The sequence below is a fragment of the Nocardia speluncae NBRC 108251 genome (assembly GCF_001613245.1).
GTDB lineage: Bacteria > Actinomycetota > Actinomycetes > Mycobacteriales > Mycobacteriaceae > Nocardia > Nocardia speluncae.
Genome location: NZ_BDBZ01000002.1, coordinates 840,062 through 859,219, shown reverse-complemented (window position 1 = coordinate 859,219; position 19,158 = coordinate 840,062). Strand labels below are relative to the sequence as shown.

The 19,158-nt window shown below is 68.1% G+C and carries 12 protein-coding genes and 1 pseudogene; 7 read left to right on the top strand and 6 right to left on the bottom strand.

Annotated features, from left to right (window positions below; all coding sequences use genetic code 11):
• From NS6_RS35130 to NS6_RS06750, 3 genes and pseudogenes are all read left to right on the top strand, one after another.
• Nucleotides 1-250, top strand: a pseudogene (locus NS6_RS35130) (hypothetical protein); the annotation flags it as partial.
• Between the two features lie 202 nt (nucleotides 251-452).
• Nucleotides 453-920, top strand: a complete 468-nt coding sequence (nrdR, locus tag NS6_RS06755; protein ID WP_068037741.1) for a transcriptional regulator NrdR — start codon at nucleotides 453-455, stop codon at nucleotides 918-920.
• 178 nt (nucleotides 921-1,098) lie between these two features.
• Complete coding sequence (locus tag NS6_RS06750; RefSeq protein WP_068037738.1) at nucleotides 1,099-2,022, top strand: phosphotransferase family protein; 924 nt, start codon at nucleotides 1,099-1,101, stop codon at nucleotides 2,020-2,022.
• Nucleotides 2,023-2,294: 272 nt separating this feature from the next.
• Here the strand turns inward: NS6_RS06750 and hrpA are convergent, their stop codons facing one another.
• Complete coding sequence (hrpA, locus tag NS6_RS06745; protein WP_068038222.1) at nucleotides 2,295-6,608, bottom strand: ATP-dependent RNA helicase HrpA; 4,314 nt, start codon at nucleotides 6,606-6,608, stop codon at nucleotides 2,295-2,297.
• Nucleotides 6,609-6,841: 233 nt separating this feature from the next.
• On the opposite strand from hrpA, the gene NS6_RS06740 reads away from it, so the two are divergent.
• Nucleotides 6,842-7,465 carry a DUF5134 domain-containing protein gene (locus NS6_RS06740; RefSeq protein ID WP_068037735.1) on the top strand — a complete coding sequence of 208 codons (624 nt, stop codon included), beginning with the start codon at nucleotides 6,842-6,844 and terminating at the stop codon, nucleotides 7,463-7,465.
• 105 nt (nucleotides 7,466-7,570) lie between these two features.
• On the opposite strand, the gene speD is transcribed toward NS6_RS06740, so the two are convergent.
• The 3 genes from speD to NS6_RS06725 form a co-directional block, all read right to left on the bottom strand.
• On the bottom strand, nucleotides 7,571-7,960 hold the full coding sequence (gene speD / locus NS6_RS06735) for an adenosylmethionine decarboxylase (protein WP_068037734.1): 390 nt from the start codon (nucleotides 7,958-7,960) through the stop codon (nucleotides 7,571-7,573).
• A gap of 33 nt (nucleotides 7,961-7,993) precedes the next feature.
• A complete protein-coding gene (locus NS6_RS06730; RefSeq protein ID WP_371859306.1) occupies nucleotides 7,994-10,468 on the bottom strand; it encodes a DEAD/DEAH box helicase in 2,475 nt (824 codons plus the stop codon).
• 93 nt (nucleotides 10,469-10,561) lie between these two features.
• Entirely contained in the window at nucleotides 10,562-11,497 is a 936-nt protein-coding gene (locus NS6_RS06725) for a PAC2 family protein (protein WP_068038219.1), read from the bottom strand.
• A gap of 412 nt (nucleotides 11,498-11,909) precedes the next feature.
• Here NS6_RS06725 and NS6_RS06720 point away from each other — a divergent pair, with 412 nt between their 5' ends.
• Nucleotides 11,910-13,262, top strand: coding sequence for a DUF4192 domain-containing protein (locus NS6_RS06720; protein WP_157112630.1), 1,353 nt, complete (start codon nucleotides 11,910-11,912; stop codon nucleotides 13,260-13,262).
• Nucleotides 13,263-13,276: 14 nt separating this feature from the next.
• Here the strand turns inward: NS6_RS06720 and galE are convergent, their stop codons facing one another.
• The gene (galE, locus tag NS6_RS06715; protein ID WP_068037725.1) at nucleotides 13,277-14,257 is read right to left on the bottom strand and encodes a UDP-glucose 4-epimerase GalE; all 981 of its coding nucleotides are present in this window, start codon (nucleotides 14,255-14,257) and stop codon (nucleotides 13,277-13,279) included.
• A 3-nt stretch (nucleotides 14,258-14,260) separates the two neighbouring features.
• Nucleotides 14,261-14,944, bottom strand: coding sequence for an iron-dependent transcriptional repressor DtxR (locus NS6_RS06710; protein ID WP_068037722.1), 684 nt, complete (start codon nucleotides 14,942-14,944; stop codon nucleotides 14,261-14,263).
• Nucleotides 14,945-15,127: 183 nt separating this feature from the next.
• Here NS6_RS06710 and NS6_RS06705 point away from each other — a divergent pair, with 183 nt between their 5' ends.
• Both NS6_RS06705 and NS6_RS06700 read left to right on the top strand, forming a co-directional pair.
• Complete coding sequence (locus tag NS6_RS06705) at nucleotides 15,128-16,390, top strand: acetoin utilization protein AcuC (protein WP_068038210.1); 1,263 nt, start codon at nucleotides 15,128-15,130, stop codon at nucleotides 16,388-16,390.
• Nucleotides 16,383-19,088: a bifunctional acetate--CoA ligase family protein/GNAT family N-acetyltransferase gene (locus tag NS6_RS06700; protein ID WP_068038213.1), complete on the top strand. Its 2,706-nt coding sequence runs from the start codon at nucleotides 16,383-16,385 to the stop codon at nucleotides 19,086-19,088. The genes NS6_RS06705 and NS6_RS06700 overlap by 8 nt, the downstream gene beginning before the upstream one ends.
• Nucleotides 19,089-19,158: the final 70 nt, after the last annotated feature.

Below are 19,158 nucleotides of genomic sequence, written 5' to 3'. Positions count from 1 at the left end.
CGCCGCCCTGCGGACGCAACCCGGCGCCTGGGGCCGGGCCGTCGCGCCGGAACCCGCCGAACTCGTCCAGCGTGCCCGTGCCGGGTTCGCCGCGACTGCGGTCACCGCCCTGTTCACCGCGGCAGTGGTGGCGGGCTTCCTGGCGCTTGCCCACCTGCGTGCCCCCGAGCCCCCGCCGGCCCCGGAACGGCCCGGAATTCCGGCCGTGGCAGTGCCTGCGGCGCCCGGTGGCGCGGCCGGAGTCCGGTAGGTCGTGCACCCGTCCGCGCGCCGTCCCGGGGTGAGCGAAAGCATGGCACACCCCATGCCGGTATCCTCGATGTGTTATGTAGATCAGCCGGTGCCTGCCACCGGCCCTCCCGGTACCGGGCAGCCACCTGGTGCCAGCGCTCGCCGGACCCGCGGCCGCCGCTGGTTCGGCCGCGAGCGTTCGCAGCGACGAAGGACCCCGGATGCACTGCCCGTACTGCCGACACCCCGACTCCCGGGTCGTCGACTCGCGACTGGCCGACGAAGGCGCCGCCATTCGCCGCAGACGCGCATGCCCGGAATGCGGCCGCCGCTTCACCACCGTGGAAACGGCGATTCTCTCCGTGGTCAAACGCAGCGGAGTCACCGAACCCTTCAGCCGGGAAAAAGTCATTCGCGGCGTGCGCCGTGCCTGTCAGGGCCGCGAGGTCGACGACGATGCGCTTAATCTGCTGGCACAGCAGGTCGAGGACGCCGTCCGAGCCAAGGGTTCGCCCGAGGTGCCGAGCCATGAGGTCGGTCTGGCGATACTCGGGCCGCTCCGCGAACTGGACGAGGTGGCGTATCTGCGCTTCGCCTCGGTGTACCGATCGTTCACCTCGGCCGAGGATTTCGAACGCGAGATCCGGGAGATACGCCGGGCGCGTGCAGCGGTAGCCGCCAGCGACTGATCCGGCGCCGCCGGGCCGGTACGCGACGGTGACCGGCCTGCCTTTCACCCGCAATTACCGAGCCGCTCTGTCGATCCCCGCAGCGCATCGGCCGCGCGGCAGACCTGCACAGCTGGCCCGCGAGATCGCGAGCGTGGAATCAACGTCCTGAGCCAGCACACCTGGCTAGCATGCCTGGGTGAACCTTTCGCATCTCGGCGCGCCGATCGAACCGATGAGCCGCGTTCACGGCGGGTTCGCCAACCGGATGTACCGGCTCGACACCGACCGAGGGGCGTTCGCGGTGAAGGAGCTGAACCTGAGCGACCGCCGCTGGGCCTATCACGTCGAGGACGTGTTCAGGTTTGAGCGGGCAGCCTTCGCTGCCGGAATTCCTATGCCAGAGCCGATCTCGGCCGGCCACGACACGCTCGTTCACCGATGGGTCGAGGGAGAAAAGGTGCCCGAAGCGCCGGTGTCACCGGCGTACGCGTTCGAGATCGGTGAGATCCTCGCACGCATCCACACGCTCGACGTCGCGTGGACCCCTGTGCCGATCGAGGAACCGGCGTTACGGGACTGGTCCGAACTCGCGGCGCGGGCGGCGGCGACCGGACAGCCGTGGGCCGAAGAACTCGCCTCGCACGTCGAGACATTCCTTGCGATTGCCCACTTCGTCGACACCTGCGAACGGCCAGGCCCCGTCGTGCTGACCCACAAGGACATCCAACCGTGGAACCTGCTCGCTCGAGAGGGGCGGCCTGTAGTGCTCGACTGGGAGCTCTCGGGACTGCTCGACTTGTCCAGTGAGCTCGGCTCGACCGCACTCAGCCTCGCGAAGGGACCTGGCTTCGACGACCTCCGGCCCGCCATTTTCCGCTCGGTCCTCGACGGCTATGTCGCAGGGGGCGGAACGCTGCCGCCATCAGGCCCGAGCTGGTTTGTATTCATGATCGGCGGCTGGTTGGGGCACATGAGATGGAACATCCTCCGTTGCCTTGCCGGTGCCGAGACAAGCACCGGCCCAGAACTGGCGCTGTCGCACGAGTCCGTGCGCAACGGCGTGTGCGGCCTTCCCGACCTGTTCGGCCGGCTCCCGGAGCTCGAGTCGCTGCTCATGTGACAACTGCCCGCGTCTGTGTACCCATGAATCGAGAACTCGCCGACGAGGCTTACTCCAGTCGCAGCAACCGCATCTGGCTGCGACACCGCGGGATCGAAGCCACCATCCGGTGCCGGCCCATCGGTCCGGCCACCGACAGCCCCGCGGGGTCGGCCGGAGGGCGGCCGTCGGCGTTTCGACCCGGTTATCCACCGCGACCGCAGCATCGTCGAACTCGGCGGGCCGGTGACGATATTCGACGGTCGTCGCATCGCCCGCGGTGGTGATCGTCCTCAGCGCCGGACAGCATCTGCCGCCTTGTGAATCCGCTTGACCGACACCGGATACGGTGTGCCGAGCTTCTGGGCGAAGAGACTCACCCGCAATTCCTGGATCATCCACCAGATCTCGGTGACCTCGGGTGCGCGCTGCCGTGATTCCGGCAAACCGGCGATCAGCCGATCGTAGACCTCGGCCGCCGCGTCGAGCTCAGTCATGGCTCGGTGGTCGCGGTCGGCCGACGCGGGCAGCGCCGTGAGCCTGGCGGTGGCGCCCCGCAGGTAGCGGGGGAGCTCCCGCAACCGCGCCGGACCCCACTCCGAGACGAAACCGTCGAATACCAGTTCCGTCAGCTGCTCTCGCACGTCGGCGGCGATATCGGGTTCCCGGACCCCCGCCAGTGTGGCCGAAACCTCGTGTGCCGCGGCGAGTACCGGGATCACCAGGCGGACTATCCGGCCCACCACCTCGTTGAACTTCGGCCGGATCTGCGCCACGAGCCGGTCGAACCGATCCGGGTCGCGGACCGGTCCACCGGCGGCGGTGATGAGCTGATCGGCGGCGGCTGCGCGGCAATCCTCCACCAGCGCGTCCACCGACCCGTACGGATTCTGGCTCAGCACCAACCGGTCCGCCGGTGACAGGCCGGCGGTGACCGCACGGGCGGATGTCGGGATCGCGGCGAGCACAAGTGCCCGCGTTCCGGCGCGCATTGCCCGGGCTTGTTCGCCCGGTGTTTTGAGCACCCGGACCGCGACACCGTCGGGTTCGGGTACCAGCGCGGGATAACCGGTGATCGGCTGACCGCCGACCTCCCGGCGCACCGTCGCGGGCAGGGTCCCCAGCGATTCCGATGTCCACACGGTGGCGGCAGTTCGTTCGGCTCCGGCTGTCGCCGCCGCCACCGACGCCGAAACCTGCTCGGACAGCCGGGTTCTGAGCTCGGCGAGACTTTTGCTGGTGTCGAGGACCCGGCCACCGACGTCGACGACGGCGAATGTCATACGGAGATGGTCCGGGAGCGCGGCGGGGTTCAGGTCGGCCGCGGCGATAGGGATACCCGCAAGCCGGGTGAGCTCCCGGGCCAGTCCGGTGCGCAACGGTTCGGCGCGGGGAGTGAGCGTGGCCAGCGCAGCAGCGGCGAAATCCGGGGCGGGCACCACTGTCCGCCGCAACTGTTTGGGCAGGGTCCTGATGAGCGCCGCGGCCAGTTCCGCCCGCACCCCGGGCACCAGCCAGTCGAATCCGACCGCCCGGACATGGGCCAGTTGCGCGACCGGAATCCACACCGTCACACCGTCGTCGGCCTGTCCCGGCTCGAACTGGTAGGTCAACGGGAACGACAACTCTCCCTGACGCCAGGTGTCCGGGAAAGCCGCCGGGTCCAGCCGGTCGGCGCCCTCGTTGACCACGGCGTCGGTGGTGAAATCGAGCTGGTGCGGGTCGTTGTGCCGGGCGGCTTTCCACCAGGTGTCGAAATGCCGGACCGAGACGATATCGGCCGGTATCCGCTGATCGTAGAAATCGAACAGCACCTCGTCGTCGACGAGGATGTCACGGCGCCGGGCCCGGTGCTCCAGATCGGCGATATCGTCGAGCAGGGCGCGGTTGCGTTGGAAGAACTCGTGCCGGGTCTGCCATTCGCCCTGGACCAGGGCATGGCGCAGGAACAGTTCCCGGGTGGTTTCGGGGTCGATCCGGCCGTAATCGACGAGCCGGCCGGTGACCAGGGGAACCCCGTAGAGCGTCACGCGTTCGTAGGCGCGGGCGGTGCCGCGCCGCGCCGACCAATGTGGTTCGGAGTAGTGGCGTTTCACCAGGTCTCCGGCGAGCTGTTCGGCCCACTCCGGTTCGATCCGGGCCGCCATCCGACCCCACAGCCGGGAGGTTTCCACCAGTTCCGCCGCCATCGCCCAACGCGGCGGCTTCTTGGCCAGCCCGGATCCCGGGAAGATCATGAACTTGGCATTGCGGGCACCCAGGAACTCGCGGGATTCGGCCTCGCGGACACCGATATGCGACAGCATGCCCGAGAGCAGCGCTTGATGGATCGCCGTCGAATCCCAGGGATCGGTATCGGGTGTCATCTCGTCGAGCGGCCGTGGTCCGGTCGGCAGGGATCGAGCGGCACGGGTATCGCGGCCGCCTTCTTTGTGCCCCGGTTTCCTGGTGTGGCGACCCCGTCGCCGGGAATCGGTGGTCCTGTCGGAGGTTTCCCCCTGGGCGGTGCGTTGCGCCGGCGCGGCTTCGGCCGAACCGTCGTGCAGCGACCAGCCCATGCTCTTGGTGATGGTGCGCAACTGGCCGTAGAGATCCTGCCATTCGCGGATTCGCAGATAGTGTAGGAATTCTTCCCGGCACATGCGCCGGAACCGGTTGGAGGACAGGGCCCGTCGCTGACCGTCGAGGTACTCCCACAGCCGCAGATACGCCAGGAAATCCGAGTTCGGAACACTGAACCGGGCGTGTGCGGTATCGGCGGCCTGCTGCTGGTCGGCCGGCCGTTCGCGGACGTCCTGGATCGACAGCGCGGCCACGATCACCAGCACATCGGCCAGACAGCCGGTGCGGTGCGCCTCTACGAGCATGCGGCCCATCCGAGGATCCACCGGCAACCTGGCCATCTCCCGCCCGGTCGCGGTGAGCGTATGCCCCGATTCCGGGCTACCTGAACCTGTCCGGCGCCGGCCCGGACGAGACTTCGTGGAGTCCGCTTCCGGGCCGCTGGACTCGACCCGTTCCTCCGGTGTGGCGGGCTCCGCCGCGGACCGAGTGCCGGTGCCCGGTCGGTCCCCGGGGGCCGGGCCACGAGCGTCTGCCGAGACCGAGCCGTCTCCGGCGCGGGCGGCCGGCGAGCCGGCGGTCCGCGGTTCCGCTGTCCGGCCGACCAGGGCACCGAGTTCCTCGAGCAGTGCGACGCCGTCGCGGACCGCCCTGCTGTCCGGCGCCTCGACGAACGGGAATCGTTCGATATCGCCTAGGCCCAGTGCGGTCATCTGCAGGATGACCGCGGCGAGATTGGTGCGCAGGATCTCCGGATCCGTGAACATCGGGCGGGCATCGAAATCGTCCTCGGAGTACAGGCGGACGCAGATACCGTCTACCACCCGGCCGCAGCGACCCGACCGCTGCCGCGCCGAGGCCTGGGAAATCGGTTCGATCGGCAGCCGCTGTACCTTGGTCCGCATCGAGTACCGGGAGATACGCGCGGTACCGGGGTCGACGACGTAGCGGATCCCGGGAACCGTCAGCGAGGTCTCGGCGACATTCGTCGCCAGAACCACCCGGCGTCCGGTATGCGGTGCGAAGACCCGGTGCTGTTCGGCCGCCGACAGCCGCGCAAACAGCGGCAGGATCTCGGTGCGGGGGAGTTTCAGATCGGTGAGGGCGTCGGCGGTATCGCGGATCTCCCGTTCACCGGACAGGAATACCAGCACATCGCCGTCGCCCTCGGCGAACAGTTCGACCACGGCATCGCAGATGGCGTCGACCGGGTCGCGATCCACCGCGCGGTCCTCGTCGTCGTCGGTATCCGCCGCGACCGGCAGTGCCAGCGGACGGTACCGGAGCTCGACGGGATACGAGCGGCCCGACACCTCGACGATCGGTGCCGGATCACCCGCCTCGTCCGCGAAATGCCGGGCGAACAACTCCGGGTCGATGGTGGCCGAAGTGATGATGATCTTCAGATCCGGCCGGCGCGGCAGCAGCTGCTTCAGATAACCGAGCAGGAAGTCGATATTGAGGCTGCGCTCATGGGCCTCATCGATGATGATCGTGTCGTATGCCCACAACATGCGGTCGCGCTGGATCTCCGCAAGCAAGATGCCGTCGGTCATCAGCTTGACCAGGGTGTGCTCGGCCGCCTGGTCGGTGAACCGCACCGTGTAGCCGACCGCGTCACCCAGTTCGGTGTCCAGCTCCGTAGCGATCCGCTCCGCGACCGTACGGGCCGCCAGCCGCCGCGGCTGGGTGTGTCCGATCGCACCGCGGATACCCCGGCCCAGTTCGAGGCAGATCTTCGGGATCTGCGTGGTCTTACCGGACCCGGTCTCCCCGGCGACGACCACCACCTGGTTGGCGGCGATGGCGGCGGCGATATCGGCGCGCCGCGCTGTCACCGGGAGTTGCTCAGGGTAGGTGAGCGACGGTAGCGCCGCGCGCCGCGCGGCGACGCGTTGTTCGGCGGCGCCGATCTCGGATTCGATCCGGGTGAGATCGCCGCCCCGTACCCGGGCGAGCTGTTTGCCCAGCCGGTGTTCGTCGCGGAGGGTGAGTGAGGCCAACCGGGTACGAAGCTCCCGGTGAGTGACGGCAGTCCTGGTCATTGCGACAACCAGCGTAACGAAACCCCGGACGGCCACCGGCGGCGGTCGTCTCGCGATCGAGGTTGCGGCGGTCGCGCGACCGTGCTGCGCACGAACGACAGTGCCCGCGTGCCGGCGGCTGAGCCGCGCCGCGATCGGTTGTTCGTTCCCGTTCCGATCGAAGTCCTGCCTTGACCGGGGAGGCCGTGCGACCATGTCCGATGGCGGGATCCGTTTGCGAAAGGCAATGCAGCATGGGTGAATTCGGCCTCGATCAGACGGCGCTACGAGTGTGTGCCGCGCTTGCGTTCACCATCACTGCCGCCATGGTGGCGGCCCGGATGACGTCGCGACAGGCGCACGCCGGACAGCGGGACCCCGCCGGCGCAGGCTGTGGAAGCGCGGACAGCGACCACGAATCCGATGCGGCGCATCTGCTGATGTGTGCCGTGATGTCGGTCATGGTGTTGTTCCCTGTTCAGGTTCACGCCCACGCTCTGCACGGTGTGCTGCTCGCGATGACGCTGGTCTTCGGCCTGCTGTTGGCGGCCCGGGTCGTGGGGAGCCGCTCATCTCGCCCGGGGCAGGCCGGTGCGCTCGGTTATCACCTCATCGCGGCCGGTGTGATGTTGGCAACCATGTCGGGTCATTCCGCCGGCGGGCACGGCGGCGGGCCGGGGGGTGTGCCGGTGACGATCCTCGCACTGTTGTTCCTGGCCGACGCGGTCGCGGTGGCCGTGACGGCGCTGCGCGGGGACCGTCTGTGGTGGGCGGTGCATACGGCTGCGCCGGGACGTGGACTACCGCTGGGAGTACTACCGCACGTGATCATGGATCTCGGGATGGCCTACATGCTGGCTGCCGCCGCGTTCGGCTGAGCCGGCCGGTTCCCGCTCGTTCGGCCGGTCGCGACTCTGCCTGCGCAGTACCCGGCACGTCGGCGCACTCACCTGCCCGTACATTCCCAGTGGCCGAGCGGCGAGTCATCCGCCGATAACTCGCGCCCCGCCCCTGTCCGGCGCCCGGCCGCGCCGCACCGTCGAGATCTGCACCCGGCGCGGTGCCAGTGCGGCGCGCAGGTGCGCGGCGACTGCTTCGGCGCCGTCGGCGGAGGTCCCGCAAGTGAAGACATCGACGAAGATATCGCCGGTCTCCGGATAGGTGTGCAGGGAAGCGTGTGATTCGGCGAGCAACGCCAGCACGGTGACCCCGTGCGGTTCGAACTGCTTGCTCACCATTTCGCAGATGGTGACGCCCGCGGTGGTCAGCGCCGCGTGCAGGGCTGCCCTGAGCCGGTCCAGGTCGTCGCACAGCGCACTGTCGACCCCGCCGAACTCGGCCAGCACATGCCGGCCGGTGAACTCCGCCGTCACGACCCCTCGACCTTACTCATTCGTCCTCGGCGGTCACCCGGCTACCACCGTGACCTCGTCGAACACCACATCGCCCGCGGCATCGGATTCGGCCAGATCCACGGTGGCGACAATCGCCCAGCCGTGATCGCCGGCCGGATCGTCGATGATCTGCCGTACCTGCCAGAAACCGGGGCGTGCCTCGATCCGGAACAGTTGCGGACCGCGGGCGTCCGGGCCGGCGCCGATACTGTCGTATTCGGCGAAATAGGGTTCCAGATCGGCCACCCAGTCCGGTCCCGGGGACAGCTCTGCCAGCTCGGCCCAGCGGCGGCGGGCTGCCAGTTCGACCCGGCGGAACATCGCGTTACGCACCATCACCTTGAAGGCGCGTTCGTTTGCCGTGATGGGACGGACGGTTTCGGCACCGAACGCGAGCTGTCCGGCATCGGTTTCGGCGCCCGCGCCCGTCAGCTGCTCCCATTCGTCGAGCAGGCTCGAATCCACCTGGCGCACCAGCTCGCCCAGCCATTCGGTGAGGTCGTCCAATTCCTCGGTCCGCGCCGCCTCCGGCACAGTGCGCCGCAGCGCCCGGTAAGCGTCGGCGAGATACCGCAGGACAACGCCTTCCGACCGGGCCAACTCGTAATAGGAGATCAGCTCGGTGAAGGTCATCGCCCGCTCGACCATATCCCGCACCACCGATTTCGGAGACGGTGCGAACTCCGACAGCCAAGGATGCCCGGCCCGGTAGGTCTCGTAGGCTCCCTCGATCAGTTCCGTCAGCGGTTTCGGCCAGGTGATTTCCTCGAGCAGTTCCATCCGCTCGTCGTAGTCGATTCCCTCGGCCTTCATCTCGGCCACTGCCTCGCCGCGGGCCTTGTGTTGCTGGGCCATCAGCAGCTGGCGCGGATCCTCGAGCGTGGCCTCGACCAGCGACACCATATCCAGCGCATAGTTCGGCGAATCCCGGTCGAGTAGTTCGAACGCGGCCAGGGCGAACGGCGACAGCGGCTGGTCCAAGGCGAAATCGCGCTGCAGGTCCACGGTGAGGCGGGCGTAACGGCCCTGTTCGTCGGGTTCCGGCAGCTGTTGCACCACCTCGGCATCGCGCAGTGCCCGGTACAACCGCACGGCCCGCAGAATATGCCGCCGCTGCGCGGGACGCGGTTCGTGATTGTCCTCCAGCAGATGGCGCATCGCGTCGAAACAGTTGCCGGGACGTGCGATCACGTTCAGCAGCATGGCGTTGGTCACCGCGAACCGCGACACCATCGGTTCGGGCGCGGCGGTGACCAGCCGCTGGAAGGTTTCCTCGCTCCACGACACGAAACCTTCGGGCGGTTTGCGGCGCTGCACCTTACGCATCTTCTTGGGATCGTTACCGGCCTTCGCCAGCAGTCGGGCGTTCTCGACCTCGTGCTCGGGCGCCTGCACCACCACAGTGCCCATCGTGTCGAAACCCGCCCGCCCGGCGCGGCCGGCGATCTGATGGAATTCGCGGGCCTTGAGCCGCCGGGTTCGGACACCGTCGAACTTTGTGAGCCCGGTCAGCAACACCGTGCGGATCGGTACGTTGATGCCTACACCCAACGTGTCGGTGCCGCAGACGACTTTCAGCAGTCCGTCCTGCGCGAGGCGTTCGACCAGCCGCCGGTACTTGGGCAGCATCCCCGCATGGTGCACGCCGATTCCGTGCCGGATCAGCCGCGACAGCGTCCGCCCGAACCCGGAAGAGAACCGGAACTCGCCGAGCGCCTCGGCGATCGCGTCCTTCTCGGCCCGGCTGGCGAAGTTCGCACTGGTCAGGGCTTGCGCCCGCTCCAGCGCGGCGGCCTGGGTGAAATGCACGACATAGACCGGTGCCTGATGGGTGGTCACGAGTTCGGTGAGGGTTTCGGTGACCGGTGTGCGGGCGTAGGAGAAATTCAGTGGTACCGGCCGCTCGGTACCCGCCACCACCGCGGCACTGCGACCGGTGCGCCGCTCCAGGTCGGTCGCGAAGAAATCGACCTCGCCGAGCGTCGCGGACATAAGCAGGAACTGTGCGTTCGGTAGCTCCAGCAGCGGCACCTGCCAGGCCCAGCCTCGGTCGGGGTCGGCGTAGAAGTGGAATTCATCCATCACCACCTGGCCGATATCGGCGTCCGCACCCTCGCGTAGCGCGAGGTTGGCCAGGATTTCGGCGGTCGCGCAGATGATCGGTGCGGTCGGGTTGACTGCCGCGTCGCCGGTCACCATGCCGACCCGTTCCGCACCGAACACCTCGCACAACGCGAAGAACTTCTCACTCACCAGCGCTTTGATAGGGGCGGTGTAATACGTACGCCGACTCCCTGCCAGGGCGAACATGTGGGCGCCGACCGCGACCAGTGATTTCCCCGAACCGGTCGGGGTGGAGAGAATGACATGGGAGCCGGACGCCAGCTCCATCAGCGCCTCGTCCTGCGCCGGATACAGCGGTGTCCCCTGATCGGCTGCCCATATCGCGAACGACTCGTACAACGCGTCGGCGTCGGTTCCCGGTATCTCCAGCAGTTCGGTCAGATCCACCCGGGACACCCTACGTCGTCCCCGGTCCCGGTCACCGGCACGGTGGTCGTGTGCCGGTGACCGCTTCGATCAGTTCTGCTCGTCGTCGGAGTAGCCACCCTGTTCGGCGAGGAAGCGTTCGAACTCGGCACCCAGTTCCTCCCCGCTGGGCAGCTCACCCTCACCGACCAGCAAACTGGACTGGCGTTCCTGGGCGGTGACGAAGGTGTCGTACTGGCGCTCCAGCGCCTGGACGACCGTCTCCACCTCGGCATTGCCGGCGATATGTTCGTTGACCTGTTCGCGGACCTGCGCCGCGGCCTCGCCGAGGGCCGCCAGCGGGAATTGCAGCCCGGAGTTCTCGCCGAGATGTTCGAGCAGCGTCTGCGCGGCCTCCGGGTAGGAGGTCTGCGCCAGATAATGCGGAACGTGCACCGAGAACCCCAGCGATTCGTGGCCGTGCTGGGCCATCCGGTACTCCAGGAGAGTGGAGGCGCTGGCCGGAACCTGCAGCTCACCAGGCCAGCGTTGATTGTCCGGGATGAGATCGCGGTTCGAGGAATGCGCCGTCACACCCAGCGGGCGGGTATGCGGAATCGCCATCGGAATGGCACTGAGGCCGATACTGCGGCTCACCCCGAGTTGTTCGGCCAGCAGCCGTACCGCAGTGGTGAACTTTTCCCAGCGCAGGTCGGGTTCCATCCCGGCGAGGAGCAGGAACGGCGTGCCCGCGGTATCGCGCACCGCCCACAGGTTCAGTTCGGGTTCGGCGTAGTCGGCGAAATGATCCGTCTTGAAGGTCATCAACGGGCGCCGCGATCGGTAGTCGAGCAGCTCGTCGACGTCGAACGATGCGACCAGTTCGCTTTCGAGGCTTTCCCGCAGATGGGTCGTCGCAAGCCGGACGGCGTGGCCTGCGTCGGAGTAACCCTCGAGGCCGTGCACCAGAACCGGCCCCGAGCCGTCGTCGGACGACAGCTGCGGAGCGGGGAACTCCAGTTCGTACATTCGCGACTCGTAGTCCATCGCGTACTCCTTCCTGCGCGATCCGTCGGCGGGCCGGTCGGGCAACTGTTGTGTCCGCTGCCGCGCCACGAGCCGCGAATCACACTTCATTGTCCCCCATGACGATGAACAGCCACACGGGGCCGTGCATCGGCTCTCTGCGGTGACAACAGCGGCCGACGCCGGTGAATTCCCGGCCCCGAGCGGGCTCGATGCCGGATCGGGGTGCTGCGCGGCCGGTGAACGAAGGGAGTGTGGCACAGCCGTCCCGCCGATGTACCGTTTTCGGCTCCGATGGCTTCCTGCCGCCGCATCTACGCCCCCGGGACGGCCAATCCGTGCACAACCCGACGTTATCCACAGACTTCTCTGTTCTCGGCATCGTCCCAGCTCACGGCGGCGAGCTGGGAGCACCTCGCCGCATGATCGATCCATGACACCCGCACCGACCTCCGTTTCACACTCTCCTGCCGCTCCACTCCGCGCACTCGATCATCCGGGTCCGGCCGTCATGGGCCGGGCGGCCACCCGGGCCGGCACCGGTGGCCGTTGCCCGACCGCCCGGTCGCTGACCGTTCGGACCCCCGCCCCGACCGCCGCCGGGCCCGGCGTGTCACCCGCCCCGGCCGGTGGCAGACCGGCCGGGGCGGCACTGCTCCGCTGCGCCGAGGGAGCGACGGGTGAATACGATCGGCTCGCCCGGCCGGGCCCGGCCCGGCTCGACGATCCGGGCGACCTCATCGCGGCGATTCCCGCCATGCTCGGTTTCCGTCCCGAACGTTCGCTTGTGCTGGCCGTGCTGTGTGCGGCACCTGACGCCCCCCACAGCGCCGTCATCGATCTCGTCGTCCGGTTCGATCTCCGGCAGCCTGCCACCGGGAGGCCCTCCGATGAGGGCACCGTTGCCGCGGCGGCATCGCGGGTATGCGCCCGGCCCGGTGTCGTGGGGGTTCTCGTCGTACTCGTCGACGAGGGATTGCCGGATCCGGAAGGATCGCTACCGCAACCGATTCCGGTCCTCACTGCATTGGAGCGCCGAATGGAGTCCGCCGCGGTCCCGGTGCGGGCCGTATGGGCTGCCCACTCGATCTGCAACGGCCGGCCCTGGTGGAGTCTTACCGACCCGGGTCACCGCGGTCTCATCGCCGATCCGGTGGCCTCTCGGGTGACGCTGAATCGAGTCCTGGACGGTCGGCCGATTCGGCGGTGCCGAGGCGAGCTCACCGCACTGATCGCGCCGGACCCCGCATTGTGCGAACAGGTTTCGGCCGAACTGGGCGCAGCGCAGGACCGGGCAAAGGACCGTTACGTCGCAGCCGCCCGGCGCGAGGATCCGATCGGATTCCTGCACGGTGAACTCGTCACCGTGCTCTGGTTGATTTCGAACACCGAATCCGGTGCCGATCTCGCCGCCCGCGAACTGGCCGATATTGCGGTGGCGCTGCGCGACCGGGAACTGCGGGACTGCATGTTTGCGCTTGCCGCAACCGTGCACGCCGAGGCTGCCGAGCAAGTGTGGTCCCGGCTGGCGCGCGCGCTCGGCGGTGCCGATCGCGCCGAAACAGCCATGCTGCTGGGCTATTTCGCCTACGTCCGTGGCGACGGCCCGTTCGCCGGGATCGCCCTGGACGCCGCCCTCGACGCGGACCCGCATCATTCCATGGCCGCCCTGCTGCACACCGCGCTGGAGACCGAGATGCGTCCCGAACGTGTCCGCGACCTGGCGCGGTGCGGCAAGGACTGTGCCCTCACACTCGGCGTCGATATGGATGCCCCGCAGTGGTGAACGGTGCGCCGGGGTCAGCGGGCGCTGTGCGCACGCGAGCCGAGGCCTTGCAGATATGCCCACGCGGCGGAGACGATCTCGTCGAGATCGTTGTGTGCGGGCTGCCAGCCGAGCTCGTCGACCGCCCGGCGGCTGGAGGCGATGAGCACCGCCGGATCACCCGCACGGCGGGGCGCGTCGACCGCGTTGATCGGTCGGCCGGTGACGCGGCGGCACGCTGCGATCACCTCGCGCACCGAGAACCCGGTGCCGCTGCCGAGATTGAACACCCGGTGGGTGCCCGCAGCAGCGGATTCGAGGGCCAGCAGATGGGCCTGCGCCAGATCCAGGATGTGGATGTAATCGCGCACCGCGGTCCCGTCCGGCGTGGGCCAATCGGTACCGAACACCGAGATGGAATCCCGATGGCCCGCCGCGACCTGCAACACCAGCGGGATCAGATGGGTTTCCACCACCCGGTTCTCGCCGAGGCCGCCGTAGGCGCCGGCCACATTGAAATAGCGCAGACTGGTAGCGGCCAAGCCGTGCGCCACCGAATACGACGTGATGGCATGATCGATGGCCAGTTTGGATGCACCATAGGGATTGGTGGGCCGGGCGGGCGCATCCTCGGTGATCGGAACCTGCTCCGGTTCGCCGTACACCGCTGCCGTCGAGGAGAACACCAGGCGCGGAGTTCCGGTCTTCCGGATGGCCTCGAGCAGCGTGAGGGTTTTCACCACGTTGCCGTGCCAGTATTTCTCCGGCTGCTGTACCGATTCACCGACCAGCGACTGCGCCGCGAAATGCAGAACACCGTCGAAGCGCCGGGTGTGCAGCAGATCCGGCGCGACCTCGGCGATATCACCTTCGACGAATTCGACGCCCGCGGGCACCCCGTCCGCATTACCGGTCGACAGATCGTCCACGACCACCACATCGTGTCCCTGCTCGCGCAGGACGTGCGCGCATACGCCACCCACATAACCGGCACCGCCGGTGATCAAGAGTTCCACGGATCAGACCAGCTTTACCTGGACGGCGTGGGCCATTTCGTCGGGAAGTTCGAAACCCCCGTGCCCCGGAACGGTGATCACCACGGCGCCCGGTTTGCTCTCGACCGTTACGCGGGCATCGGGTACGACACCGGCCTCCCGCAATCGGCCGATCACTTCCGGGTCGGTCTGGATATGTTCGGCCAGTCGTCGCACCACCACGGCATGTGTCCGGCCCTGCGGCAACTCGGAGAGCCGCTTCAGTGGTTCCTCGAACAGATCGGCATTGATACCGAGTTCGTCCAGCCCGGGTATGGGGTTGCCGTACGGCGAGGTGGTGGGATGGTTGAGCACCTCGACCAGCCGCCGCTCGACTTCCTCGCTCATCACATGTTCCCAGCGGCAGGCCTCGGCGTGCACGTTCTGCCAGTCGAGGCCGATGATATCGACGAGCAGCCGTTCGGCCAGCCGGTGTTTGCGCATCACGGCAACCGCCATGCTGCGGCCTTTATCGGTCAGCTCGAGATGCCGGTCACCCGCGACCAGGAGCAGCCCGTCGCGCTCCATCCGTGCCACGGTCTGACTCACGGTCGGCCCGCTCTGCTCGAGGCGCTCCGCGATCCGGGCGCGCAGGGGTACTACGCCCTCCTCCTCGAGGTCGTAGATGGTACGGAGATACATCTCCGTGGTGTCGACCAGATCCTTCACTGTTGCCCCTTCGTCGGCACGAATTCTACCTGCGCACCAGCGACCCCGGTCGGACGGAGCGGGTCGCATGACGCGATGGGAATACCGGCGGCGCGCGGTTCGGCGCCGCTGTCGCACATACATGTATTTCTACTGCATGACAACGTCGGATGGGGTTCCGCCCTTCCCGATACGGTTGCGATCATGGCCACTTCAGCACGGCAGGCAGAATGCGGCGCCCCGCAGGCGGCGACCGTCGTGTGGACCGACCGGTTCCTCGAGTACTCGTGGACGCCCGAGCACCCGATGAAACCGGCCCGGCTGCGGTACACCATGGCGCTGGCGCGTGCGCTCGGCGTGCTGGACGGTATCGAAACGCTGGAGCCGGCCGCGGCCGATACCGGCGAGCTGCTCCGGGTGCACACCGGGAACTACATCGAGGCGGTACGCCGGGCGGTACCCGCTGCTCCCGGCGAGGAATCGGCCGACCCGCCCTACGGCCTCGGCTCCACCGACAATCCGGTCTTCCCCCGGATGCACGAGGCCTCATCGGTGATCGTGGGCGGCACGCTGGCCGCAGCTCGGGCGATCGCGGCGGGAAGTTCCCGGCGCGCGGTGAGCATCGGCGGCGGGATGCACCATGCCATGCCGGGACGAGCGGCCGGCTTCTGCGTGTACAACGACGTCGCGGTGGCCATCTCCTGGCTGCTCGACCACGGTTTCGACCGGATCGCCTACATCGACGTGGATGTCCACCACGGTGACGGCGTCCAGCACGCGTTCTACCGGGATCCGCGCGTACTCACCCTCTCGATCCACCAGCACCCCGCGACATTGTGGCCGAATACGGGGTGGCCGGAGGAAACGGGTAGTGGATCCGGCGACGGCACCGCGATCAACCTGCCGCTGCTACCGGGTACCCGCGACCCGCAATGGCTGCGCGCCTTCCATGCAGTCGTACCCGGCGCGATCGCGGCGTTCCGGCCGCAGCTGATCATCAGTCAGTGCGGAGTCGACACCCACCGGGAGGATCCGCTGGCCGATCTCGAACTCGGTGTCGAGGGCCAGGTGGCCGCCTTCGCCGCCATGCGGGATCTGGCCGACCGGTACGCCGAGGGCCGCTGGCTGGCCGTCGGCGGTGGCGGGTACGGCCTGGTCCGGGTCGTGCCGCGGGCGTGGACCCAGCTCTTGGCCCTCGCGCTGGACCGTCCGGTGGACCCGGCGACTGCGATACCGCAGGATTGGATCGATCTCGTGCAAACCGAAAGGCCGCGGATATCGCCGCCCCGCACGATGGGCGACGGTGTGGATATCGCGTTCCAGCGCTGGGACGGCCCAGGGGGCACCGCGGAAACCGGGGACGCCCGGATCGACCGCGCGCAGCGTGCGGTCGATACCGCCGTCCTCGCCACCCGCCGCGCGTGCTTCGGCCCGCTCGGCCTGGATCCGGAGGACCCGCGTGACTGAATCGGCCGAAACAGTTCCCGACGAGCCGGCCCCCGCGCCACAGCACTGGTACGCCGATGTTCTGGCCTCCGACGGCGGCGTGGTGCGGTTACGCCCGATCACGCCCGCGGACGCCGACGAACTGCAGCGGTTCCACACCGCGCTCTCCGAACGCACCCGATACCTGCGCTACTTCGGGCCGTACCCGCGGATCTCGCCGAAGGATCTGTACCGCACCACCCACGTCGACTATCACGATCGGGTCGGGCTGGTCGTCGTGCTCGGGGATTCGATCATCGCCGTGGGCCGGTACGAACTGCTCGATCGCTCGGGCAAGCGCTCCGCGGAGGTCGCGTTCGTCGTGGCGGACGGTCACCAGGGCCGCGGCCTCGGTTCGATCCTGCTGGAGCATCTGGCAGGGGCGGCGGCGGAGAACGGGATCGAAACCTTCGTCGCGGAGGTGCTCGCGGAGAACACGGTAATGGTCACCGTGTTCCGCGAGGCCGGGTACCAGGTGGAACGCAGCCGTGACGGGTCGGTGCTGCATCTCGAGTTCGCCATCGATCCCACCGAAGCCCTGCGTTCGGTCCGGGATGCGCGGGAGCGGGCCTCGGAGGCCCGTAGCGTCGGCAACCTGCTCGCGCCGCGTTCGGTGGCGGTTATCGGTGCCACACCCAGTACGGGACGGGTCGGCGGAGTGGTGCTGGCGAATCTGCTCGACGGTTCGTACCACGGTGCCGTGTATCCGGTGAATCCCGGCCGCCGTTCGGTCCGCGGAGTGCACGCCTATCCCACGGTGCGCGATATCCCCGACGAGGTGGATCTGGCGGTGGTGGCGGTACCCGCTACCGAGATCGGCTCCGTGCTCGACGACTGTATGGCCAAGGGCGTCAAAGGCTTGCTCGTATTGTCCGCCGGATTCAGCGAAACCGGGGAGCAGGGCCGCGGGCCCGAAGCGGAACTGGTCGCGGCTGCCCGCGGTCACGGGATGCGGGTAGTGGGCCCCAGCGCCCTCGGTATCGCCAATACAGATCCCGCAATCGGCCTCAACGCGACCCTGGCTACCGTGCTACCCGGTCGCGGGCGAATCGGGTTCTTCTGCCAGTCGGGCCCTTTGGGCGTGGCGATCCTGGCCGAGGCAGCCACTCGGAATCTGGGCTTGTCCACCTTCGTATCCGCCGGTAATCGTGCCGATGTTTCCGGTAACGACCTCTTGCAGTACTGGGATACCGATGCCGATACCGATGTGATCCTGCTGTACCTGGAGAGTTTCGGTAACCCGCGGAAGTTCTCCCGGATCGCGCGCCGGGTCGCGCGGAACAAACCGATCGTGGCCGTGAGCCCCAGCCGGTTGGCGGCGCGCGGGAATTCGGACGGGGAGCTGGACCGCGCCGTCGTCCGCGATCTGTTCGCACAATCCGGTGTCGTTCAGGCGGAGTCGATCTCGGAGATGTTCGACTGTGCGGCGCTGCTGGGTTACCAGCCGCTACCACGCGGTCCGCGTCCGGCGATCGTGGGAAACAGTACGGCGCTCAACTGGCTCACCGCCGACGCCGCACGCAGTGAGGGGCTGAATGCTGCGGAACCGGTGGATCTCGGGCCGCAGGCAATGCCCGAGGATTACCTCACCGCAGTGACCGCGGCCCTGCGTTCGGACGAAACCGACGCGGTGATCGTCATTTTCGCGCCGCCGATCCCGTTGCCGCAGACCGGTTATGCGGAAGCGATCCGCACCGCAGTGGCCACCGTATCCGGCGACAAGCCGGTACTCACCACGTTTGCCAGCGGGGATGGTATTCCCGATCTGCTCGCGGTGCGTGGCCCCGGAGCGGCGGCGATCCGCGGCTCCATCCCGTCGTTCCCGGATCCGGCACGTGCGGTGCGGGCATTGGCGCGGGTACAGCGTTACGCCCGCTGGCGCGATCGTCCGGCCACGCCGGGACACGACGGCACCGGCCGGCCGGAGGCCGAACACAATCGTCCAGCCGGGATCGACAGTGAACGAGCGGTCGCGCTGATGGCGGGATGGATGGCCGATTCGGGTGACGGCCGCCGACTGGCCGACGATGAGACCGTTACGCTACTTGCCTGCTACGGAATCTCTGTCGTCGACTTCCGCGCGGTCCGCGATGTCGATTCGGCGGTGGCCGCGGCCGCCGAACTCGGGTATCCGGTGGCGGCAAAGGCGACGAACGAGAGCTGGCGGCGGCGGCCCGATATGAGCTGGGTGCGCTTGGATTTGTGGCGTCCGGAAGCGGTACGCCAGGCCTACCGTGATCTGGTGGAATTATGTGGCGATCCGCTCCTGCATATCCAGCGCATGGCGCCTAAAGGCGTCGGCTGCGTGCTGCGGGTGCAGGACGATCCGGCGTTCGGTTCGGTCATCGAATTCGGACTGTCGGGACCGATCATCGAACTTCTGGGGGACCGCGCCTATCGTGCGCTACCACTGTCGGCAGAGGAAGCCGCCGCCCTGATCGATGCCCCCCGGGCCGCGCCGCTGCTGAACGGCACACCGGCCAGCCCCCGAGTCGACAAGGCCGCCCTGATCGATCTGACCCGCCGTATATCGGCCCTGTTCGACGATCTCCCCGAAATGCGGGAATTGTCCTGCGAACCGGTACTGGCCAGTCCGGAATCGGCCGCGATCCTGTATGCCCGCGCCCGGATCGGCCCGCAGCCCAGCCGTTTCGATACCGGCCCGCGGCGCCTGGGATGAAATGGGTTGACTCACGATAGGTGCCGGCAAGCCCGGCGCCGGATGATTCGGAGCGCCCCAACGGCCGATG